We start from the raw sequence: 21,328 nt of genomic DNA, 5'->3' as shown, positions 1-21,328 counted from the left end.
GCTAACGCCTTTACGCTAACCGATTATTTAATGCAGGCATTACCGTTACAGCTACTTTATTAATCACTATTTAAAAGAATACCGAAATATACGCTTTAACACCGAGGCATATTGACTAAAAAACCCTCCCGTATTGTAGGCAATCCCTTGCTTTTGCAATACTGCTTGTACTTGCGGTGCCACTTCTTGATAACGCGACGATGGCATATCTGGAAACAAGTGATGCTCAATTTGAAAACTCAAATGCCCGGTTAATACATGAAACCAACGCGGTCCTTTAATATTTGATGAGCCCAATACTTGGCGGTAATACCACTGCCCTTGGCTTTCGTTTACACAGTCTTGTTCTTTAAAAGTGTGGGTTTGCTCAGTAAAGTGACCACAAAATATAATGGTCGACGTCCATAAGTTACGAATTAAATTTGCTACTAAGTTACCCGCTAATACCCACAAAAATAATGGCCCAGCAAGTAGCGGAAATATCACATAATCTTTAATTAATTGGCGCGCGCCTTTACTAAAAAAGCGCTGTTTTAAGGTGCTATGCAATACGGCTCCATCGCGGTGTGGCTTCTTTTTACCTATAAACACGCGCTCGCCTGCCAGTTCGTGATACGACACCCCCCATTGAAACAGCACACTTAAATTTAAATAGGTTATAAATTGCCACGTGTTTTTTAAACGCCATTTAAAATCGTCACTTAGCCTTAATAAGCCATAACCAAAATCGCGGTCTTTACCTATAATATTGGTATAAGTATGGTGCTCAAAGTTATGCACGCGGTGCCAACTTTGTCCATCGCAGGCTATGTCCCATTCATAGTTTTGTGAATTAAGCTGCTTGTCGTTCATCCAATCGTATTGGCCATGCATTACATTGTGGCCAATTTCCATATTATCTAAAATTTTAGCAAGGGCGAGTAACAGCACACCCACAACCCACAGTAATGGCACAATAAAACCAAGCATAAGTAAAATACGCCCGCTCCATTCACATACTCGCTGTTTGCGTACAACAGCGCGAATATAATCTGCATCTTGCTGGCCTACTTTGCCAAGGGTATCCATTTTTATGGCATTTAATTCTTTTTCTAATTGCTCAAAGTTAATGGTTTTCATAATTGTAGCTCCAAATCACTTACCGCTTGGCTTACGCAAAGTTGAATTAACTGCTCGCCGCTATCACTCAATTCACCGGTTTTTAAATTGCGTACCACACCTGACTTTTTAATACATTGGCACTGATGGCAAATACCAATGCCGCAACCGCGTTTAACGGGTAGCTTTTTTTCTTCAAACTGAGTTAGCAAAACATCGTTGCCCAATACCACATGCGCGCCACTGTTAATTTTTACATTAAATTGGCTGTCGTCTTTTAAGCGCGGCAACGCTAAACCAAATGCCTCTTGGTAGTAATTTAAATCATGCTTTTTAGCAAAGTCACTCACCGTTTGCATAAAGGCTGCAGGGCCACAGCAATAAATATCGGGGTTTTCCCATGGTTTAATATTGCTGGTTATGTCGTTTGCCTGCTCGCGCGTTAATAATAAAAACGAAAAATGCGCAAACCGTGCAGCCAGTTCACCCAACTCATCAACACATTGATGCTCAGTTACTTTTGCGTAATACACTAACAACACCTTTTGCGTTGTTTGGCTTAGGTAATCATCAAGCATAGCCAGCATGGGAGTAATGCCCGACCCACCAGCAATAAAAGTGGCCGGTGTATGTGTGCTTTTAAATACAAAGTCGCCGCTTGGCGCAGAAATACTGCACCACAAACCCGCTTTTAAGGTGTTATTTAGTAAGGCTGTAAAACGCCCTTGTGCATTCGTTTTGATTAGTAAACGCACTAAGCCTGTGTTTTTAAATTGCTGAGCGCTTGAAGCCACAGTAAAAACACGCGTTAATAATCGCCCGTTAATTTCAAGGGTTAAACTTATATGCTGCCCAGCAGTATGCTTAGGCCATTGTTTACTTGGCTTAAGTTGCACACTTAAAAAACTGCCATTAAGGCTAACTGTATCAACTACTTGCGCTCTATATTGCCCTGCGCGCCATGCTGGTTTAAACACCTGCATAATTGGCTCTATATAACTGGCAAAACTTTGATGGTGTAAAAACCATTTTGAAAATTGATCTAATATTTGCGTGATCATAAACACTTAATTCTCTATTGCGATTCAAAACACCTTAGGCTTACACGTGTGCGCCCAAACTTTCAGCGCACAAGTGTACGCTCAATTTTTGTGATTTCAACCCTGTTAGAGTAATTATTCAATATTTAGCTGCAGGACTAATTTATACTTTAATAATCGATTTTCCACGCGGCATCGTATGTATACTCAATCAAGCAAATACATTAAAAGTAATTAAGAGAGTAAGCATGTTTTCGATATTTAAATCAGATCCAAGCAAAAAACTACGAAGAGAGTACGACGCAAAATTAGAGCAAGGCATGCAGGCACAGCGTAAGGGCGATATTAAAAGCTACGCTATGTTAAGCGCCGAGGCCGAAAAAATCTGGAGTGAAATAGAAACTCTTGAGGCTAAAAAAGCCAAGTAAATGCATATAGTTAAACGCGGCCCTTTGCATTAAAAACACCGGGCAGCGTTTAGTAAAATAACTCATAAATTCAAACCCTCTTATATACCGCTTTGATATTTTCTGATTACTTTCAAGTAAAAGCAGCAAATAAGTATTAATCAGCCTCCCTACCCCAAAAAAATCACTTAAAAACTTAACTACTAAATAAATCCCACTCAATAAAACCAAATAAATTATTAAGCGACAACTACCGCGCGTTTAAACCGTTTTTATATTTTTCCCTGTAACCTTATTAAAAGCTGTTTTAGGCATAACAGTAACTTACTTTATACCCCTATATAAACAATTGTTTACAAAGGTATTTTTAAGTGAAATTATTGAACAATGTAATACACTCCGTTTTGAGTTGTGATCCCCCCCTAAAAGTGGGATTTATAAGATGTTATATTCTGAGTTCGTCCTATATGTAATCGGTGATAGTAATTTTATAGATGCTAAATATAGCGTTAGTGATTATATCAACGGATATTACAACAACGTTAGGCCGCATCATTATAATGCAGGTTTAGCACCAAATGAATCTGAGATTAGATACAAAGATTCTAAAACTGTGGCCAAATTTTATTGACCACTACAAGGTCACCTTAGAAAAGGCATAATAACTCATCCATAATCTTTAACGCTTTTTAGCTGCTTGTCGTGTACTTTAGAAAGTACTAATAGCGAGCAAATAGCCCCTAATAGTGCTAATCCCATATCTGATTGGGTATCCCAAATATAACCTTGGGTGCCTAAAAACGCTTCGGCATTTTCGCCGCTCAACAATGCCACCCGCCACTCTAGTAACTCATAAAAAGCACTAAAGGCTAAGCATATTGAAATAATAAACGTAATGAGCCACCCTTTGCCATTAACTACATTTTTACGCAGTAAAATTTCGCGTGCTAGTAATGCAGGTACAAAACCCTGAAAAAAGTGCCCTACTTTGTCGTAGTTATTGCGCTCACTGCCAAATAAATTATCGAATAACGGTACTTCAGCATAGGTGTAATGGCCGCCCACCATCAACACAATACAATGCGCTAAAATAAACCAATATAAAATAGGGGTTAACTTAAAGTGTTTATAGGTGCAAAGCATAATTACCACACCAATAATGGCTGGTAGCACTTCTAAAAACCAAGTAAATTGATCTTTTGGGTTTATGCCCGACCAGATCAGCACGCTAAAAAATAATCCGAGCCATATATATTTTATTATCACTTTTTATACTCAACTATAGCTTTATTAAATTTTAGTATTATTTAAAGTTAACTTTTGCTGTTAAACGGTTAAATAAACGCGGAAAAAAGCGTTTAATGGTAGGAGCCCAACCACTTAAGCCTTGGCCAACAATCACTTCATCTTTTTTGCTATTAATAGCGTTAATCATTTTTGATGCGGCTACTTTAACATCCATGCCATTTTCTATAGCTTGCTCAGATTTATTTTGTGCAACACCTTGCGGGTTTAATGAGTTGTGCGCAATCGCGGTTTTTATAAAACCTGGGCAAATTGTTAAACAATGAATGTTATGCTCTTTTACTTCTGCGCGCAGGCAATCCATAAACCCCACCACTGCAAATTTAGTGCCTGAGTAACCGGTTCTTAGTTTAGAGCCTACCTTTCCTGCCACACTACTTATAGCCACAACCGAGCCACTTTTTCTTGCAACCATAGAGGGCAATACCGCTTTAGTTAACGCCACTAAACCAAAATAGTTAACCTCCATTAATTGGCGATACACTTTAAAGTCGTTTTCTAAAAATAAACTACGCTGCGATATGCCGCCGTTATTAATTAAAATATCGATTGCGGGCAACTCATTTATTGCCGCGGTAACTTTACTCAATACTTCTTCGGGCTTTGCTAAATCGAGTGGCAATATTAAATGCCCATCTCCTTTTAGCTCAGCCTTAAGCGCTGTCAGTTTGTCAACATTACGCGCCGATAAAATAACGCTAGCGCCCAGCTCTGCAAACTGTATTGCCAGCTCCTTACCTATGCCCGATGACGCGCCGGTGATCCACACTGTTTTATTATTATAATTCATACATTTTTACCGTATTTTAATGCTTTAGTTACAGCACGTTTGTTATTGTTTTATAGCTTAGTTGGGCCAGCAATATCGGTTACTTGCTGCTCTAGCTTTTTATAACAGCCCAACATAAATAATAGCTCTGCGGTTACATACAAAGGGCCAATAATAAGCCCCGATATATCATCTATAAACGCGGGTTTTTTACCTTCAAAATAATGGCCAGCAAACTGTAAAATCCAACCAAACACAAACAGTCCTACACTAATCGTTAACCAAGGCGTAAATGCCATAGCTGCAATAGGTTGCGCGCCAACAAGTAACATAGTTAATAGCACAGCCATAATAAGGCCCAACGACACACTTAACATTAAATAGTACACAACTGATACAAATACAATAAGTTGTCCACCATCTATAACAAGGCCTCCCAACGGGATCTGAATGCGCGCCAATAAGCACAATACGGCAAATACAATGAGCGGAATGCCTAACAGGTGGGTGAGTACATTGCGTTTTGAGCGGTGATAAAGCCCGTAGTTACCTAGTTGCTGCTGCAGGGTTTTCATTAGTAATCCTTGTTTATTTTTGTTATAAGTTTTTACCTTAGCAAAAGTAAGCACAATAACAATGTAAACTATTCAATATTATGTAAATTAAACAAGTGCAGAAATTATTTTACCCGGCTCATGCTGAGGTTTCATATCCATTCGATCGCGCCCTTGTTGGTATTCTTGCTCAAGCATTTTTTCAAGTTCGTTAATTTTATCTGCAATTACATCAAGATCAGCGCCTTGCGCTTGTAACTCTTTAGTCAGCTCCTCTATTGCCGCTTTTAACTCGTCTATTTTGTCTTTATTTACACCTAAACGCTGATAAACAAGCGCTTCTTGGGCTTTTTCTAAAAATGATTGCTCTTTAGGGGCTGAGTTTATGCCTTTAACATCACTTGTTTTTTCATCAATGGGGGGATTAATTGCCGCAACTTCGCTTGGGCTTGCCGCTTTATTTACACTAGGGGAATTATAGTTACTGTATTGATTTTTAAACGTTATTGTTGTCATTAGCTCAAACCCATTGTTGTGTTACAAGCTATGCAGCAATTTTGGTTCCAACTAAGTAAAAGAGCCCTAACAAAATCTAAACTTAAACCTTACTTAACTTTATTTAAAATAAAACCAAAATAATAAATAAGTTATTAAGGGTGTTTTATAACTATGTATTGATAGCAATATAACTATTATAAGTAGTTATATTGCAACATAACGACTGCTTATTTAATTTAAGTTTTAGGTTCTAAATGTAATGTATGGAGTTCATTACGCACCCATTTTGTATCGAGGTAATGCTCTAAATTAGCTTGGGCAAACTTTAAAAAGCTGCGCGCTGCGTGCGAAATGTGTCTGTCGGTACGCATTACAAAGTACCATTGGCTGGCTATATCGGTGTCGATAACATGCAGTTTTGTATAGCTATTATCACCTTTAGGTAAAACATGATGCGACAGCAAGCTAATTCCCATACCCGACGATACTGCAACTCGTATGGCTTCGTTACTCGCCATTTGTACGCTATCGCTAAGCATTAAACCTCGGCTTTGAAGCTCACTTTCAAATAGCATACGTGTGGCAGATCCGTTTTCACGCAGTAAAAATCGATATGGCATTAAGTCCGCCAACGTTACGTTTTTTTTATTCAATAAAGGATGATTATTAGGCACTATAAATTCTAATGGATTATGTAAAAACCGAGCAGCTTGGGCTTGCTCTAACGATGGTGGGTGGCTAAAAACGTAAATGTCGTCTTCTCCACGCTCAAAGCGGGCTAATACCTCTTCGCGATTGCCTATTTCCAGCGGTAACTCTACATGCGGATGCAAATTACTATAAGGGCCGAGTAATTTAGGCAAAATATATTGCGCCGTATTTACCATGGCAATTTTACATCGCCCTCGCTCGCCTCCACGTAATTCGGCTAAAAAATCTTGGTAATCTTCAAAATGAGCAAACACCTGCTTGCAGGTTCTAAATAGCTCAAGGCCAGCCTCGGTTACCTGTAACTTTTGCTGTTGCATAGTTATTAGTGGCTCTCCTATTTCTTCTTGTAAGCGTTTTATTTGCAGTGAAACAGTAGGTTGCGTTAAATAAAGCTGCCTTGCTGTTTCACTTAACGAACGGGTTTTTACTACACTCATAAACACTTCTAGTAATCTAAACGATATATGCCTTAAATCCATACCCACCTCATAGATAGTTATCTATATATAACCACTGTTCATTTTATTATTTACTATACAAAGTTTTCTCTACAATAGCGCCACTTAATTTTACAGCTAGGAAACACCGTGCCCGATATTGTTGTTATGTTTTTTATATTAGGTTTAATCGCCGGACTTATACACTCTGATCTTGCTATACCCAAAGCCACTTACGAAACCCTAAGCTTACTGCTAATGCTTACTATTGGTTTAAAAGGCGGTATGGTTTTACACGGTAATTTAAATTGGCAGCTACTCCCAGAAATGGGGGCTATTATGCTGCTTGGGGGGCTTATTCCTTTAATGCTGTACCCTATTTTAAAGTACGTTATTACACTTTCTCATGCTAATAGTGCCAGTATTGCGGCGCATTATGGCTCTGTTAGTGCGGGTACATTTGCTGTTGCGCTTGCCTACGCAGAGTCGTCTAGTTTGATTGTAGGCGCTGAAGTAACTTTGTATTTAGTGATGCTAGAGCTGCCGGCTATTATTGTTGGCCTGCTAATATATAGAAAATTTAATAAAGAAAGTGCGCCAACTAAAAAGCTGTCTTTAAAAGCGGTTTGGCACGAAGCACTAACCAATAAAAGCGTTATTTTACTCGTTGGCGGTGTAATTATTGGCATAATGTACGGCACGCAACAAGGTAGCCAAGTTACCAGCTTATTAACTAACGGCTTTAAGGTTGTACTGGCATTATTTTTACTTGAGATGGGTTTAACCGCCGCGCAAACTTTGCGCCCTGTGCCTTGGCATCATTGGAAGTTAGCTTTATTTGCTATTATTACCCCTTTATTTTTGGGCACGCTTGGCGTAGCAGTCGGTACACTTTTACACCTTGAAATGGGTTCAATTGTAGTTTTAGGTAGCCTAGTTGCCAGTGCCTCATACATTGCAGCGCCTGCAGCAATAAAAGCCGCCATTCCAGAAGCGAATATTGGCCTGGCTATGCTCTGCTCTTTAGGTATTACTTTTCCGTTTAATGTTTTAATAGGTATTGGTTTGTATCATCAATTAGCGCTGCTAATGCAGTAATCAAAGGTTTAACTTTAAACTCAGCTGCATAAATTAAAACCGCTCATTTACAACACATAAAAGTAATCGTTTTAAAGGCTGTTACTTTTATTTGTTGTGCCGCAACTATTTAAAACTTAAAAACGCTTACTAATGGTTTGCTCAATGGCTTAAATTTATTGCCTTTACCGCATTAAACCAAGTAAATAAAATAACAAAAACCATACAATTTTAATACGTTTAAAACACAAACACGTCGCAATTGTGCGCTTATTTTACGTAATTGTGCAGTTAAAAATTTATTTTCATTGATTAATAAAAAATCACTTTACTTCCTTTCAAAAGAGTCCTACATTCGCCGCAAAATCAACCAACAATAAATAATCGCCTTAAAACAGAGTCGGTAAACAGCGTTTATTTATGACCTTAAAATCGGATAATTCTAATGATAGAATTCGTTGCTACTAGCAAGTCAAATAACCCGTTAGCACCTGTTATCGGTTTGTCTTTTTTTGCTATAGCTTCTGGCTTTTTAATGAGCCTGATCCCGCTATCGCTATCGGCATTTAAACTCGATGTAGATCTTGCCCCATGGCTAGCGAGTGTATTTTATTTTGGCTTACTTATTGGCGCTACATGCATTGAACGCATAGTAGTAAAAATAGGCCACAGGTTTGCTTTTATTTTATTTCTTAGTTTATTAATTTTAAGTGTTCTTGCTCAGCTAGTTATGCCTAAAGCTGGGGTTTGGTTAATGGCGCGTTTTGTTGCTGGTATGGCCGTTGCAGGTGTATTTGTGGTGGTTGAGTCGTGGTTATTAATGACCAACACGCCTAAAGCTCGTGCTAAACGTTTAGGCCTTTACATGACCTCGCTTTATGGCGGCAGCGCAGTAGGCCAACTTGCTATTGCACCGCTAGGCACAGTAGGCGCTGTGCCGTACTTATTTGTAGTTGGTTTATTATTGCTAGCAATTTTAGCACCGTTATTAATTACATCAGGCCAACCAGATAGCCAAGAGCTACAAAAACTGCCATTAAAAGAAATTAAAACCCTTAGCCGCCCAGCAATATTAGGGTGCTTAGCGTCGGGGCTATTACTGGGGCCAATTTATGGATTAATGCCTGTATATATCGCAGCACAAAGCGAACAGGCTCAAGACACAGGTTTGTTAATGGCAATTATTATTCTTGGCGGCATGTTAGTACAGCCACTGGTAAGTTACTTATCTACTCGTATGGGTAAAAACTTACTCATGGCAATGTTTTGCTTTTTAGGTGCAGCAAGCGTGTTAGGTATATTGCAAACAACCAGCTTTAGCGGCTTAGTTGTTAGCTATTTAGTGTTAGGGGCAGCAAGTTTTGCACTTTACCCTATTGCCATTACGCTCGCTTGCGACTCTTTGCCTATGGCTAAAATTGTATCAGCAACCGAAATCATGCTTTTAAGCTACAGCCTAGGCTCTGTGCTAGGCCCAATGCTTGCAGCTAACTTCTCTGATGCAAGCGATGGTATTTTACTTTATTTAGGCGGCTGCTTAGCCACCACCTGTATTTACATGCTAATTAAAAGCATGAAAGACATTCCAACAGGTAGCACACCCGTTGCAGGCTAAGCTAATAACCATATAAATTAGTGATACAAAAATGCCGCTCAGTAAAATGAGCGGCATTTTTTTGTTATAAACATTCAATCTGTGTAACTAAGCCTGTTTGCTATTAAACTTCCGCATTTGATTATTGACACGATTTAAATTTATTGTCGGTATTTTTATCTATTTGTTATAACTATGTAGGTTTTAAGAGCGAATGTTGGGCGCTTTTTTTACCGATACGGTTAACCAAAACAAGAGCTCAAGCGCTATACCAAACATAATAAAAGCGAACACTCCATTTGCATTGCCAAGCACATAACACACCACTGCTGCTATTACTAAACCACTCAATATAACCCTACGTGCAAGCCTATTCATTAGTCCCTCCACAGTGCAATTAAGCTACCGACTTATTAAGCTAACATTACTCACTCAAAACTGCCAATGAGATAGTAAAGCACAAATGTGTATTTTTGCATTATGACTTACTCGCTTCTTCTTAAACGGTTATTAATTACAAAAACTTATTCGGCTCACCTGGCTGTGGCACATCGAGTTCATTAACGCCCTGCTGTTCAGTGATTTCTTTTGCCCACTGATGATGGTTTTCATCTGAGCTTAAACCTTGCTGCTCAGCGCCGCTTTGCGGTGCAAACTGCAATCGAGTAAACAACGGAAAATGATCCGACTCTATCGAAGGTAAACGCTCTATAGAATGTATTGTAAAATGTGTGCTGTGGAATAAATGATCCAGTGGCCAACGTAAAAAAGGGAAACCCACATGAAACGTGTTGAACATGCCTCGGCCTACCCTTGGATCTAATAAGCCACTCACTTTACGAAATAAACGCGTGGTCGCCGACCAAGCCACATCATTCAAGTCACCTGTTACTATAACCGGCTGCTCACTTTGCGCCACACTCCGGGCAACAATAACAAGCTCAGCATCTCGCTCAGCCGACTCTGGGTTCTCGGTTGGACTTGGTGGCGCGGGGTGAACAAAGTGCACTCTGACTTTATCGCCACTGCGTAAGCGCAATAAAATGTGAATTGAGGGGACTTCTTTTTCAACTAAATAAGACACTTCATGCTCATCAATGGTCAAGCGTGAGTAAACGTGCATACCGTATAGGTTATCAAGCGGGCATTTAACACTATGCGGCATGGCTTGCTCTAACACTTCAAGTTGTTTTTCCCACCACTTGTCCGATTCAAGTGTCACTAACACATCGGGCTGATGCTTATTAACAAGTTCAATAAGCGCATCGGCATTACGGTTTGGGGTAAGTACATTAGAGGTTAAAATACTCAATTGGTGCTGCGGATTGGCGTCTTTTGCTGTTTTAACCTCGCTTCGCCACATGCGGGTATAGGGTAATATCCACGTTAACTGCCAAATTAAACAAAATAGTGTGGCTAAAATTAACCCCCAACTAATAGGCGCAGTCACATCAAGTAAAATACTCTGAGCTATCAATAACAACAAAGCAATAATAGCAATTTGTAAACGCGGAAAGTCCATTCCCCTAACTATCCAGTGCGGATGGCGCGATAAAGGTAACAATGTTGCTATAACAGTTACTACTGTACAAATAACAAATACCGACAACATGATGAAAAACCTCTTTAATTATAAGTAATAGCCATCTAACGCCTAAGCTTACCACTTTGTTTTAACAACTAACAAAAAAGTTTAAAGGGTAAAGTTTTCAGAACGTTATTTAAAACGAACTGATATAATTTTTATACATTCATAAATTACCTCTTTCAAAAATACTCCATTACTTGAAGAACATAGGGTAAATATTAAAGTGAATTAAATATACACTAATTAGGACAGTAGCATGACTTGTGAATTTTTATGACTAATACCCGCTGCAATACTCACCGTAGCTTTAATTTATCTATTGAAACAACAGCGAAAATAAATATCAGTTAAATTTGTTATGACGAGATTATATAGTTATAAAATTGACTCAACGTGGAATTAGCTAATTACTCACCCAAAACTATAAACTCCCTCACCCATATGCCATAATCTAAATAATTCATAATTTTAGTAACTTGGCGCTATTTTTGGCGCTTTAAAGTTAACTACTCAAGGTTTTACGCATGGCATATCAAGAGCAAAATCAAGCAACAATCTATTGGCACGACTATGATAACTCCCATGTAAAACCCTGTTTTTAAAAACCTATTACTTTACCTCAAACTAATTTATACACATTTTTATACACACAACTTTCCGTTTTCTAAAATAAAAAAGGGCATTAAGCCCTTTTTCAATTCAACAACTCCTGATTTATAGACTCGCTATTATTTAAAAGCCTTTGCAGTGCTGAGTCCAATAGTTGGTGCTTCAGTTCTGTGTAATTTTCGTCTCTGATTAATAGGGTTAATACAGCCAACATTTCTGTGTTTAGTTTTGCGATTCGGTCTAGCTTTTCCATTATATTTAAAATACCTATTTTGTTACTTACATCTAAGCTAACCTGCTTTTCAGATCGCGCAATAGGGTTTTTGCGAAAAAAATTACACTTTTTTAATTTCAGTTTTGTTTTTGCTTAAGTTGCTGTTTTGTAATTCTTTTTAATAACCCTTAAAAACCCTTTTGATCTTTGGAACCTCACATAAACGAGCTAAGTTATTGTTTAGCAATTCTATTTTGTTTTATTTCTTATAAATTACAGGCGGTTAAACTGTAAAACAGTGAAATTAGTTTCGATCTTTTCAGATCCTTGATCCACTAATAACCTTATATAGGGCGCTGGCTGGCGCTTTAAATGAAGTACTTTAAAACTGTAAAAAAATAACGATAAAGAGCGCGCAGGAGGGTGAGGAAGAGTGCGGATTCAGTCACGTACATTCTGTGTGGGGCTGGTTTACGTGGCTTAAACTTACCTTGCTTGTATTGGCGTGGTTATCTTTGCTGCAGTGAGTGGCAGGCAATAAAAAACCCAGCGCGTGGCTGGGTTTGATTGTGGGGTTTGTGTGTTACTTTGTTATTGGGTCGAGCCTGCCTTTTTGGCTGTCGGCTTGTGATGCTTGGCCGCTAAAGTCTCCAGACTGTTCTGGTGCTTGGGTTTTTGCTGTTCCTGCTGTTACGCCCGGGTGTGTGTGGCTTGCGCATGTGTTTGCTAATGCGCTTACTGTTGCCATTAGTTCTGATAGTAGTTTAAGTACGTTCTCGCCTTCGCTGCCTATCCATGTTTTGGGGCTGCGGTGATCTTGTTCTTTAGTTGCTATTACTTTGCGGGTTTCGCATTGTAGGTCGGCTAATTTGCCGATGATGTCTTTTAATGATTCGTCGGTTTTGTTTTCAAAGTTGCCGTGTTCATCAATGTGCTGATATACACCTTCGCGTACTTGGGTGCGAGTTTCACCTTCTTTGATGGCGGGTAGGTCCCAACCAAAGGGTAATACGGTTCTAATAAATGGCTTATCGGCTCGGCCATAGGCAAAGCCAATTTCTACAATTGAATTAATAGCCGGTGGTTCTAATCGGCCTGCTTTGTCGCCTGCACCAGGCAATGGTAGTGGTACGGCTTGAAGTGGTTTTGATTTAGTGTCTGTTCCGTTTTCGTCAATGAGCTGAACGTTTACCGCATAGCGTGGGTAGAATGCATCGCTACCGCGCTCGCCATCATCGGTTGGCAGTTCTGGCAATGCAACTACTCTGCCCCAGCGTGGCAAATGTAATTGGCCGGTTAGTTCTGGAAACAACCGGCGCACAATTCTTAATATTGATTTTTCCATTGTTACCAACTTATCGTCATGTTTGTGCCTTTAAACTCAACAGCGGTTATACGCTCGCCGTTGGCTATTACGTTTGGCCGTATCATTGGGGCAGCGGGTATTTTTGCGGCTTTGCCTGATTGATGATCGGTCATTAGCTCGTTGGCTATGGTTACGGGTTTGTCGGACCAAAACGAATCGGCATAGCTGCCAACAAACACTTTGCCATTACCTTGTTGGTACCATACAAAATCGGCAATGCGAAATGCACGGCCGATATTGTTTAACATGGCATAGCCTGAGCTATCAGAGTAAAAACAGGGGATTGCGGTATTAGCGTAGGCTTTATCGGGTATAACAAACTCAATGCCTGTTTGTGCTGTGATTTCGTCAAGCACTTGGCGCATAGTTGGATGGCGCAGCATTACCGCTAAATTGTAAGCAAGTGATGCTGACCATTCACGGCAAAACAGTGTGTACCAGCCATTTACGGCGGGCATTACACGTTCAACATAACCGTTAAATACGCGGTCGACCATATCGCCCCAACCTAAATCAACCGCAACCGGCGCTAACTTAGCAACGCTTTGGTTAACGGTTATTTGGCAGTTGCCTGGCGTTGATGCTTGCAGCACTATCCAATGGTCTTTCATATCAACTTTGTCATCGTTGATATAAGCGCGAGCAATAAAACGAGCATTGGCGGTTGTCATTACACGGTTCTCAACGATTCAAAGTTTTTTTGTAGATGATCACCAATATTTGCATATTGCACCTTACTTTTACCGCCCTGTTGGTTGGCTTCGGCTTGTGGTGTGCGTTCTTCTACTTTTTGCGGTACTGAGCGATATTCAACAAGCGTAAAACTAATCGCCCATTGGCGGGTGGTTTGTTGCTCTACTGCTTCAATTTTGCTGCTAAAGCGCACTTGCTTAACACCCAGTGCACTGGCCGTATTGTTACTAATGCGATAAATAGCCCGCGCACCACTTTCGGTGGCTTCCGCCATGTTAAACAATCCCGCTAAATGCTCAGCTTTGTTAAATGGCAATAAACCATTAACCGACAGCGTTTTAGCCTTTATACCCGTTTCGGCTACGTCGGTACTTGAGCTTTGCCCGCTTGCATCTTCGCTGGCAAGCTCTTGGCTTGCCGTAATGCGAAGTGACTTAAGGGTTATTGATAGTGAGTTTAATGTAAGCATAACAAGCTCAATAGTTTCCTAGTTAGTCGAAAATGCGTCATAACATCCGTTGTTCGGTGCGTAAATTAACTTCACATGCATTTTCCCTCGAGTTATATCTCCAGCTTGTCTCGCGCCAGCTCTGAAAGTTTGCATGTACATTTTTTTATGCCTTGCCATATCATTAACCCACACGCCATCTCTTTTGGACGTTTTTGCCACATTAAACCCTTGCATAGACTCGGTTAAATTTGGAAATGTGACTAACATAGCTACATCGCCCGAAAGTTCATCTCTTAAAGGGTTACTTATATTGTATGGTGTCCCCCAAAATAAAACTTGATTAGCTAGATTGTTTCCTACAACCCCTTGTTCTCCATCCAAGTAATAGTTTTCACCTGATGAGAAAGAAACATTATTACACCAACCATTGAGCGCACCAGAAACTCCACCGGCAATACCCCCGCTAGCTGTCCACATTTGGGTGTAACCATTAGCACTAAAAATATCTTTCAACCATTCAATACTATATGACTGGTTATATCCTTCCGCCGTGTAGGTTTCTGTTAGCGTAATATTAGCAAAGGCGCCTTCATCATCAGGGTGGAACAACTGGCTTTTATGTTTTAACTGAATCATATATCCAGATCTAAGCCGAGAATATCCTCCATTGCCATCCATCCAGTCCTCCTGCTCCACACCATCGATAAAGAGCTGGAAGCTATCAACATTTTCATAACCGTGTACCGAACCTATAAAAGGTGTGCTAGCACCCACATTAGACGCTAAGCGAAAAGCTAAAGCATAAGTCGTGGCTGAATCACTGACCCTATAGTCCTTCGATTTACTTGCAACCAATTCCGGGTAATCTGTTGTATTACCTCTGTAAATTTTATCCGGTAAAGCTGCATTAAACCTAAGTCCAGCGTTAGCATTTATATAGCATCTAAATCCAGTTGAATTCGGATTTTTACCATTAGTAACTGTTACTCTTATTGTATGCTCACCGTAAAATAAACCATCAGCCACTTCTGTACTTTGAGAGCCAGCGTCACCATACATATTAATATCACTCACAAGGTTTGCAGGCTTTCCATCAATTGTAATAATTGCAGAGCCTGCATTCGTATTTCTAAGCCAGCTTATGCGTGCCGCAGTCCCTGTGAATTTCCACTCTATGTAATCACCACTAACATCCGAGTATTCGTAAATACCGCTTTGTATCCAATCGCCAACTTTATGAGCATCATTAATACCTAAATTAATTCTTGGCGTGATTTCTGAATGGTTAATTTGTCTCTGTAAATAAGGACGGTTAAAGAGTGGCCCATCAAATTGCTCTTCTCCTCTGTCGTATCGGTAAACAAAACGATTGGTAGGTAAGTTAGATGGTTGGTATACATAAAAGCGCGTCAAAGCATCTTCTCTTACAAAAATAAGCTTTGAGGATGTTGGACTTAATGCGTTCGCAACTTCAGTCCAGCCATGATTTTGGGGTACTCCCTTACGCCTAAACCTTTTGTTTATTAAATCTTTATTTAAGTTAAAAGCATCTAAGGAGGCGGTTATTTCTGATACTTCCTCTGGAATATAAAGACGCTGTAACTTTGAGTAATCCCCTTTGCTAAGATGTAGTTCAGTTGGCTTCTTATTTAATGCAGCTTGAATTGCGGGCGTAGGGTCTGCTAGCCCATCTAAAATAGCGCCGCATTTATTTGTTTTTAATACTTCATCATATTGCAATAATAGTGAAAAATTATCATTCAATAACTCCAGATCCACAAACCCATCAACTATTTTCTTTTCACTTACTAAGTACACTGCATTAGTGTCATCAACTTTAATTAGATCGCCTAATTTAATACTGCCTTTATCAGCATTTTGCATCATTGCAGTTGTTTTAAATTTTCTTGTATATATTTCGTTATGAGCTGCATCTTTATTATTTTTATGTAATTCAATTTGTTCTTTTAACCCATTTATATTTCTCAGGTTTTCAACTCTATCTGAAGTAGTTATTTTTGCTAATTTAAGTACATAATGATGAACACCATTCGTATCTATATAATCGTCCATTTCGGTATTAGACACAGTAAAAGCCACTTGTGGTGTCCACGTGCTAGATGCGTTGCCATCAAAATACGCATCTACATATACAAATTGTGGGTAGCTTTGTAGTGTTAAAGTGTGCTCTTGTTTTAGCTCTACGCGCAGGCCGCTTACGTAACCTACGCCGGGTGTTACGCTAAATGTATTGGCGGTTGAGCGCGGTACTACTTTAAAACCATCATCAATAAACCAGTCTTTGCCGTTCATGTCGCTTGCTAGCTGGCGGGTTAGTTCGTCCATGCCGCTTAAGCGGGCGCTAAAGTCTAACTGCCATGTTTCGGGTGATACGCTAATACCTGCTAAGTCGGCTATGCCTGAGTACTCAATACCAAAGTTACGGTTTAGTGTGTTACCGGCACTGCCTGGCGCGGTAATTGTTTTGGCAACAGTTGGTACATGGCTAATGGCTACTAATGTTTGATTTACTGACGAGTACAACCCTACCCAGTTAAATTCAAACGGGCCCGTAACGCTATCAAGTACGGTTGAATAAACAACTACGTTGTCGTTAATACGGCCTGTTTGCTGCACGTTTTGTTGGTGCACAATAGAGCTGGTTGGAATGCCTTCGTTGCGGTCAATTTCGGCGGCTGGGTCTTGCCCTGTTACGTTTGCAAAAATAAACGTATCAATATCTAGCTGCTGGTTTGCTTGTGCTTTGGTTGCAAATAACTTTTCGCCGGCAATGGTTATAACTTGTGCCATGGTTTAATACTCCTGTTTAACATTAGCGACGGTAAATTCAGCATGGCTGTCCATCGTCATAAATCGGGTTGCTGGTAATAAATTGGTGTTAATTTTGGCAACGGTGTAATCGCTGTCGCCATCAAAGTTTTTAGGGGGCGCAGCTAGTGTTTGCTTGGCAATGGTTACGTACTCGTAACGGCGTGTTGTTCGGCCATACTGCCTACACAGTGCGCTAATTAGGTTTTGGCGCTCGCCTAAGTCTGCATCGAGTAGCTGAATACTTACTACATCCCAATCGGTTGTGCTCATGCGCTCATCTATTGTTACCCATGGCATGCCGAGCTTTTCAAACATATCTAGCCAGCCGTTTTTGCTGCCTGCGCCTTTGGCAAATGGCAGCGCGTATTTAATACGGGTGCGATACATTAGCTCGGTTTCGTTGGGTATTTGCGTTATGTCGCGCTCCCATGCCAGCAAGTGCACTAGCTCTAGTTCGGCGGTCATTGGGTCGAGCTGTTTGGCTGGCCATGCGAGTATGTCGGCTACGCGTTGCCAGTAACAAATTGCTCCTTGGCGTAGTTTGTCTAGCTCGCTTTTTGGGCGGGCTAGCCAGTACGGCATTTTTGTTAGGGCTTGCCAGTTAATGTTCATTACGCATTACCATTATTTACGCTAAGGGTGGTTAAACGTGGCACGTTGTTTTGGCTGGTTATATCGCCTTGGCCCCAGCTTAATGAGTCGATTCCTTCAAACTCGCGGTGCAGCTCTTGGCCTAAACGGCTAAAGCTAAAGCGGCTTGCGGGTAACGTTCGGGTGGCTGCGTAGTTGGTGTTTTCTCTAAATGCGCTGCGTATAAAGTTTTCAACGTTTGTTAGCAATGCAGTTACTTGGGTTTCGAGCAAGTAGCTGTGCGGGTAAACCGTTAGCTCAACATTTACGTTTACGCCTGGCATGGCGGCTACTAGTAAATCGTCGCCGTGGCCATGAAAACCTTTTTCCATTACGTATTCGTTTAAATCGCTAATAAGTGCGGTCGATGGCTCGCCAGTGTCGAGCAATATAAATGCGTTGGCCGTGCCTGGGCCTCGCGGTGCATCGTGTTCAAAAAATATGTTGTCGGTATTTAAGCCCGAGCGCGCAGTTAGCATGGCGCGGTAAACTGCGTCAATGTGCCACGGGGCGGCGGCCGTAAATGCGTTGCGGGTGCGTAGCTTTAAATCTTGGTTTGTTTCGGCGTCTGCGCCTAGTACGTCTAGCCAGTCGTCGGCATTAATTGCGCTGCCAATACCGGTAACCGACTCGGGTAAAATATGGTAATACCCTGTGCCTAGGTTATAGGCCGCGCCTGCGTGCTCTGCTATTACAGGCACTAATACGCTGGTTTGGTTTTCGGGTAATATTACGTCGTTAATGGTTAGCACACGGTAAACCGTGCCGTTTATGGCATCGGTTTGTATTACGGTACCGGCGCTAATTAATAGGCTTGGCCCTGCATTGGCGGCGCGGTTAAAACGCACTTTGCCTTGGGTGCGGGTTTCGCTTTTACGGGTTAGGTCGTGCTCCCACGCTTTGGCTTCAATAAATTCGCTATCAGTGGCGGTTTGTAAAAACAGGTTAGGCAGTATGGTTTCAATTAAAACCTTGTTTACTAACCATGTGGCAGGTTTTGCCACAATGGCGCTTATTAGTCGCCAAAAAGGTGAGTACGGTGAGTCGTTGGCAATAATGCTGCCTTGGGCGTCTACTTCTTGTTTAAATAGCGTTTTCCACCCGTCTTCTGTGGTAGGTATACCCGCTTTTTCTACAATGCGCTTAAAGTTAATTGTTGGGGTTAGTTCAGCCATTATTGCGCCTCTATGATCAATGATGAAATAGCGCCAAACTCGATAGTTTTAGCATGTACCCACCACTGGCCGTGTTGGTTTTGGTTTTGTTGTACTTGCACTGTGCCTGGCATAATGCGCACGTCGTCTTCTACCAATAGTTTTATTTGGGTTTGGGTGTCTTGTGTTGTGCCAGTTCCTCGGTCGCTTACTAATAAGTTTGCAAGGCCGGTCTCTAAAATGGCGTGCACTATGTCTTGGGCTATTACGTCACGATCAGTTAAATAGGTTGGGCTGTTGCCTGCGTCTAACACCACATCGCCGTGTTTAATATGTAGGTCGCTGTAAATACTCATGACTGCATTTCCACAAAGTTCATAAAGTTAGTTTCGCCCTTAGCTGGGTACACGTTAACCGTGCCAACGCTGGTTGATTTTTGTTGGTTGGCGTTGCTAATTTGCTGCGTAATACCGCCTTTTTCGGCTTTACTTCTGATTGGCTCTATTGCGTCAATGGTTGATGTGCTGGCGTTAGAACCTGAGCTTATTAGCTCTACGTCTACGCCTGGCAACATGTTTATTTTGTCTATCCACCAATTTAGATAGCTAGTAAATAAGTTTTTAACGGTTGACCAAACAGAGGTAAACACGCCTACAATTGCTTTTATCCAACCCCATTCGCCCATAGTGGCTTTTAGGTCGTCCCAGTAGTAAATTAACGCACCAACGGCGGCTATTGCTAAAGCTATGCCCGCTACTATTAGTAAAATTGGGTTGGCGTACATAACAATGTTAAGTGCCAGCATTGCGCCTTTTAAAATCGCTATTGACGCTGTCCATGCTGCACTTATCCCTCTGCCAATCATTGTTGCTGTATTCCATGCGGTCATGGCCATAGTTGCACCGCCCATAACTACTGAAATTAGCCCGCCTGCTGCTATAAAACCTAATATGAATACGGCTGCGTAACCTATCCATTTTGTTAAATTAGGGAATGCTTCGGTAAACCACACAACGCCAGTTCCCATGTCGGCAATTAGGCCTACAAAGTCGTTAAATACCGGCAGTATTGCGCTGCCCCATGCGGCGCGTATAACATACCAACTTTGGCCAAGGCGCTCAGTTTGGTCGGTCATTGCTTGCGCCATTTCTTCGGCTTTTTCCATACCAAAAACATTACCCAGCTCGTTTATTGAATTACTTAGGCCGTTAATGTCGTTCATGAGTAGTTTTATGGTGCCAACGGCTTCGGCTGATCCAAATGCTTTTTTAAGCTCGTCGCCTTCGGCTACGTCTATGGTTTCGCCGTATTTACCTTTTATTTTGTTTAGTATGTCGATTATTGGCAACATTTTGCCTTGGCTGTCGGTAAAGCTTAGGCCTAGCGCGTCTTGGGCTTTGCCTACTCCACCTAAAAACGATTTGTATTTTGTGCCCGCTTCACTGCCCGACATGGTGGCTTGTAAAGTACCAAGCACCGCCATTTGCTCGCTCATGCTTATACCGGCGCTGGTTGCCTCTGCACCAATGGCGGTAAACGCGCTCGACATTTCAGTACCTGTGGTTTTAAACGCTTGTACTGCGGTTGCGGTCATGCCGGTTAGTTGTTCTACCCATTCGCCTTTGCCCATTTCGTTGGCTTGGTTTTTAAAAATACCGTACATGGTGCCCATGTAATTGGTAATAGTGCCTGCGTCTGATTTAGTGGCCGTAGCTAATACGTTACTCGATAGCGTAAATGCCGATAGGTCGGCATCGTTAAGCCCGGCAATGGCACTTTGTATGTCGTAACTCGATTTAACAAATTCGGTAGACGATTTGCCGTACTTAAGGGCAAATTCGTATGATGTATCGGTTAGTTGCTTTAATGCAGACTCGCGCACACCAAGCGAGCTTACTTCGCCCAGTGCGCGGTCCATTTCTATGGCTGGCATAAGTGCGTTTTGTAGCGCATAACCTGCGCCCGCAATACCCGCAACGCCCGACGCCATTTTCATGGTGCCGCGTTGGTAGTCGTTGGTTAACCCATTAAGGCTACTGCTTATTTTGGCAATAGGCTTAGTAATTTGGTCAATCATTCCAACGGTAAACATTAGCGACTGCGGTAAACTCATTTACTTGCCCCCAAAGGCTTTGCACACTGCATTGGTTATTATGTTTTCTAGGTTTTCGCGCTGGTTTTTATACAGCCAACCGGCGCGGGCTAGGTTTTGCTCGTCGTCTTGCTCATGTGGTAAAAAGTGACGACGTAAAATAAATAGTTGCTCTAGCTGATTCGAGTCGATTGAATCAATCAGCCCTT

The 21,328-nt window shown here is 41.2% G+C and carries 21 protein-coding genes and 1 pseudogene; 4 read left to right on the top strand and 18 right to left on the bottom strand.

What is annotated here, in order from left to right; genetic code table 11:
* Positions 1 to 66 precede the first annotated feature (66 nt).
* Positions 67 to 1,119, bottom strand: coding sequence for a fatty acid desaturase family protein (locus tag PTRA_RS06965; RefSeq protein WP_058373214.1), 1,053 nt, complete (start codon positions 1,117 to 1,119; stop codon positions 67 to 69).
* Positions 1,116 to 2,159: a flavin reductase family protein gene (locus PTRA_RS06960; protein WP_058373213.1), complete on the bottom strand. Its 1,044-nt coding sequence runs from the start codon at positions 2,157 to 2,159 to the stop codon at positions 1,116 to 1,118. Before PTRA_RS06960 ends, PTRA_RS06965 begins: the two co-directional genes overlap by 4 nt.
* 227 nt (positions 2,160 to 2,386) lie before the next feature.
* On the opposite strand from PTRA_RS06960, the gene PTRA_RS06955 reads away from it, so the two are divergent.
* Positions 2,387 to 2,566, top strand: coding sequence for a DUF6435 family protein (locus tag PTRA_RS06955; RefSeq protein WP_058373212.1), 180 nt, complete (start codon positions 2,387 to 2,389; stop codon positions 2,564 to 2,566).
* A 466-nt stretch (positions 2,567 to 3,032) separates the two neighbouring features.
* Positions 3,033 to 3,176 (top strand): annotated as a pseudogene (locus tag PTRA_RS19380) (IS3 family transposase); the annotation flags it as partial.
* 35 nt (positions 3,177 to 3,211) lie between these two features.
* Here the strand turns inward: PTRA_RS19380 and PTRA_RS06950 are convergent.
* The 5 genes from PTRA_RS06950 to PTRA_RS06930 all read right to left on the bottom strand — a co-directional run bounded on the left by PTRA_RS06950 (position 3,212) and on the right by PTRA_RS06930 (position 6,861).
* On the bottom strand, positions 3,212 to 3,805 hold the full coding sequence (locus PTRA_RS06950; RefSeq protein ID WP_058374543.1) for a DUF2238 domain-containing protein: 594 nt from the start codon (positions 3,803 to 3,805) through the stop codon (positions 3,212 to 3,214).
* Between the two features lie 43 nt (positions 3,806 to 3,848).
* A complete protein-coding gene (locus PTRA_RS06945; RefSeq protein ID WP_058373211.1) occupies positions 3,849 to 4,640 on the bottom strand; it encodes an SDR family oxidoreductase in 792 nt (263 codons plus the stop codon).
* 50 nt (positions 4,641 to 4,690) lie between these two features.
* On the bottom strand, positions 4,691 to 5,194 hold the full coding sequence (locus PTRA_RS06940; RefSeq protein ID WP_058373210.1) for an Mpo1 family 2-hydroxy fatty acid dioxygenase: 504 nt from the start codon (positions 5,192 to 5,194) through the stop codon (positions 4,691 to 4,693).
* 87 nt (positions 5,195 to 5,281) lie between these two features.
* Entirely contained in the window at positions 5,282 to 5,689 is a 408-nt protein-coding gene (locus tag PTRA_RS06935; protein ID WP_058373209.1) for a hypothetical protein, read from the bottom strand.
* A 218-nt stretch (positions 5,690 to 5,907) separates the two neighbouring features.
* Positions 5,908 to 6,861, bottom strand: coding sequence for a LysR substrate-binding domain-containing protein (locus PTRA_RS06930; RefSeq protein WP_058373208.1), 954 nt, complete (start codon positions 6,859 to 6,861; stop codon positions 5,908 to 5,910).
* Positions 6,862 to 6,969: 108 nt separating this feature from the next.
* Between PTRA_RS06930 and PTRA_RS06925 the strand changes: the two genes are divergently transcribed.
* Together PTRA_RS06925 and PTRA_RS06920 are read left to right on the top strand one after the other, a co-directional pair.
* Positions 6,970 to 7,917: a sodium-dependent bicarbonate transport family permease gene (locus PTRA_RS06925; RefSeq protein ID WP_058373207.1), complete on the top strand. Its 948-nt coding sequence runs from the start codon at positions 6,970 to 6,972 to the stop codon at positions 7,915 to 7,917.
* Between the two features lie 424 nt (positions 7,918 to 8,341).
* On the top strand, positions 8,342 to 9,511 hold the full coding sequence (locus tag PTRA_RS06920) for an MFS transporter (RefSeq protein WP_058373206.1): 1,170 nt from the start codon (positions 8,342 to 8,344) through the stop codon (positions 9,509 to 9,511).
* A gap of 183 nt (positions 9,512 to 9,694) precedes the next feature.
* Here PTRA_RS06920 and PTRA_RS19075 read toward each other — a convergent pair whose 3' ends face one another.
* The 11 genes from PTRA_RS19075 to PTRA_RS19375 form a co-directional block, all read right to left on the bottom strand.
* A complete protein-coding gene (locus tag PTRA_RS19075) occupies positions 9,695 to 9,868 on the bottom strand; it encodes a hypothetical protein (RefSeq protein ID WP_157756044.1) in 174 nt (57 codons plus the stop codon).
* A 136-nt stretch (positions 9,869 to 10,004) separates the two neighbouring features.
* Entirely contained in the window at positions 10,005 to 11,102 is a 1,098-nt protein-coding gene (locus PTRA_RS06915; protein ID WP_058373205.1) for an endonuclease/exonuclease/phosphatase family protein, read from the bottom strand.
* Between the two features lie 1,382 nt (positions 11,103 to 12,484).
* A complete protein-coding gene (locus PTRA_RS06910) occupies positions 12,485 to 13,246 on the bottom strand; it encodes a hypothetical protein (protein WP_058373204.1) in 762 nt (253 codons plus the stop codon).
* 2 nt (positions 13,247 to 13,248) lie between these two features.
* Positions 13,249 to 13,938, bottom strand: a complete 690-nt coding sequence (locus PTRA_RS06905; RefSeq protein ID WP_058373203.1) for a hypothetical protein — start codon at positions 13,936 to 13,938, stop codon at positions 13,249 to 13,251.
* Positions 13,938 to 14,429: a baseplate complex protein gene (locus PTRA_RS06900; protein WP_058373202.1), complete on the bottom strand. Its 492-nt coding sequence runs from the start codon at positions 14,427 to 14,429 to the stop codon at positions 13,938 to 13,940. The genes PTRA_RS06905 and PTRA_RS06900 overlap by 1 nt, the downstream gene beginning before the upstream one ends.
* Positions 14,430 to 14,447: 18 nt before the next feature.
* Entirely contained in the window at positions 14,448 to 17,222 is a 2,775-nt protein-coding gene (locus PTRA_RS18885) for a phage tail-collar fiber domain-containing protein (protein ID WP_083497505.1), read from the bottom strand.
* Between the two features lie 3 nt (positions 17,223 to 17,225).
* A complete protein-coding gene (locus PTRA_RS06890; protein ID WP_058373201.1) occupies positions 17,226 to 17,855 on the bottom strand; it encodes a hypothetical protein in 630 nt (209 codons plus the stop codon).
* A complete protein-coding gene (locus PTRA_RS06885; protein ID WP_058373200.1) occupies positions 17,855 to 19,048 on the bottom strand; it encodes a baseplate J/gp47 family protein in 1,194 nt (397 codons plus the stop codon). The genes PTRA_RS06890 and PTRA_RS06885 overlap by 1 nt, the downstream gene beginning before the upstream one ends.
* On the bottom strand, positions 19,048 to 19,383 hold the full coding sequence (locus tag PTRA_RS06880) for a DUF2590 family protein (RefSeq protein WP_058373199.1): 336 nt from the start codon (positions 19,381 to 19,383) through the stop codon (positions 19,048 to 19,050). The genes PTRA_RS06885 and PTRA_RS06880 overlap by 1 nt, the downstream gene beginning before the upstream one ends.
* On the bottom strand, positions 19,380 to 21,140 hold the full coding sequence (locus PTRA_RS06875; protein WP_058373198.1) for a phage tail tape measure protein: 1,761 nt from the start codon (positions 21,138 to 21,140) through the stop codon (positions 19,380 to 19,382). Before PTRA_RS06875 ends, PTRA_RS06880 begins: the two co-directional genes overlap by 4 nt.
* Entirely contained in the window at positions 21,141 to 21,281 is a 141-nt protein-coding gene (locus tag PTRA_RS19375) for a DUF6890 family protein (RefSeq protein WP_372761082.1), read from the bottom strand.
* Between the last annotated feature and the right edge of the window lie 47 nt (positions 21,282 to 21,328).

It is taken from the genome of Pseudoalteromonas translucida KMM 520 (assembly GCF_001465295.1).
GTDB classification, from domain to species: domain Bacteria; phylum Pseudomonadota; class Gammaproteobacteria; order Enterobacterales; family Alteromonadaceae; genus Pseudoalteromonas; species Pseudoalteromonas translucida.
Note: the sequence above shows the minus strand (reverse complement) of the source record. Positions and strands in the feature narration are given on the sequence as shown.

Excerpts from the sequence above, each read along its gene's own strand:
- PTRA_RS06965 (WP_058373214.1), bottom strand. The coding sequence starts at position 1,119 with ATGAAAACCATTAACTTTGAGCAATTAGAAAAAGAATTAAATGCCATA.
- PTRA_RS06960 (WP_058373213.1), bottom strand. The coding sequence starts at position 2,159 with ATGATCACGCAAATATTAGATCAATTTTCAAAATGGTTTTTACACCAT.
- PTRA_RS06955 (WP_058373212.1), top strand. The coding sequence starts at position 2,387 with ATGTTTTCGATATTTAAATCAGATCCAAGCAAAAAACTACGAAGAGAG.
- PTRA_RS06945 (WP_058373211.1), bottom strand. The coding sequence starts at position 4,640 with ATGAATTATAATAATAAAACAGTGTGGATCACCGGCGCGTCATCGGGC.
- PTRA_RS06940 (WP_058373210.1), bottom strand. The coding sequence starts at position 5,194 with ATGAAAACCCTGCAGCAGCAACTAGGTAACTACGGGCTTTATCACCGC.
- PTRA_RS06935 (WP_058373209.1), bottom strand. The coding sequence starts at position 5,689 with ATGACAACAATAACGTTTAAAAATCAATACAGTAACTATAATTCCCCT.
- PTRA_RS06930 (WP_058373208.1), bottom strand. The coding sequence starts at position 6,861 with ATGGATTTAAGGCATATATCGTTTAGATTACTAGAAGTGTTTATGAGT.
- PTRA_RS06920 (WP_058373206.1), top strand. The coding sequence starts at position 8,342 with ATGATAGAATTCGTTGCTACTAGCAAGTCAAATAACCCGTTAGCACCT.
- PTRA_RS19075 (WP_157756044.1), bottom strand. The coding sequence starts at position 9,868 with ATGAATAGGCTTGCACGTAGGGTTATATTGAGTGGTTTAGTAATAGCA.
- PTRA_RS06915 (WP_058373205.1), bottom strand. The coding sequence starts at position 11,102 with ATGTTGTCGGTATTTGTTATTTGTACAGTAGTAACTGTTATAGCAACA.
- PTRA_RS06910 (WP_058373204.1), bottom strand. The coding sequence starts at position 13,246 with ATGGAAAAATCAATATTAAGAATTGTGCGCCGGTTGTTTCCAGAACTA.
- PTRA_RS06905 (WP_058373203.1), bottom strand. The coding sequence starts at position 13,938 with ATGACAACCGCCAATGCTCGTTTTATTGCTCGCGCTTATATCAACGAT.
- PTRA_RS06900 (WP_058373202.1), bottom strand. The coding sequence starts at position 14,429 with ATGCTTACATTAAACTCACTATCAATAACCCTTAAGTCACTTCGCATT.
- PTRA_RS18885 (WP_083497505.1), bottom strand. The coding sequence starts at position 17,222 with ATGGCACAAGTTATAACCATTGCCGGCGAAAAGTTATTTGCAACCAAA.
- PTRA_RS06890 (WP_058373201.1), bottom strand. The coding sequence starts at position 17,855 with ATGAACATTAACTGGCAAGCCCTAACAAAAATGCCGTACTGGCTAGCC.
- PTRA_RS06885 (WP_058373200.1), bottom strand. The coding sequence starts at position 19,048 with ATGGCTGAACTAACCCCAACAATTAACTTTAAGCGCATTGTAGAAAAA.
- PTRA_RS06880 (WP_058373199.1), bottom strand. The coding sequence starts at position 19,383 with ATGAGTATTTACAGCGACCTACATATTAAACACGGCGATGTGGTGTTA.
- PTRA_RS06875 (WP_058373198.1), bottom strand. The coding sequence starts at position 21,140 with ATGAGTTTACCGCAGTCGCTAATGTTTACCGTTGGAATGATTGACCAA.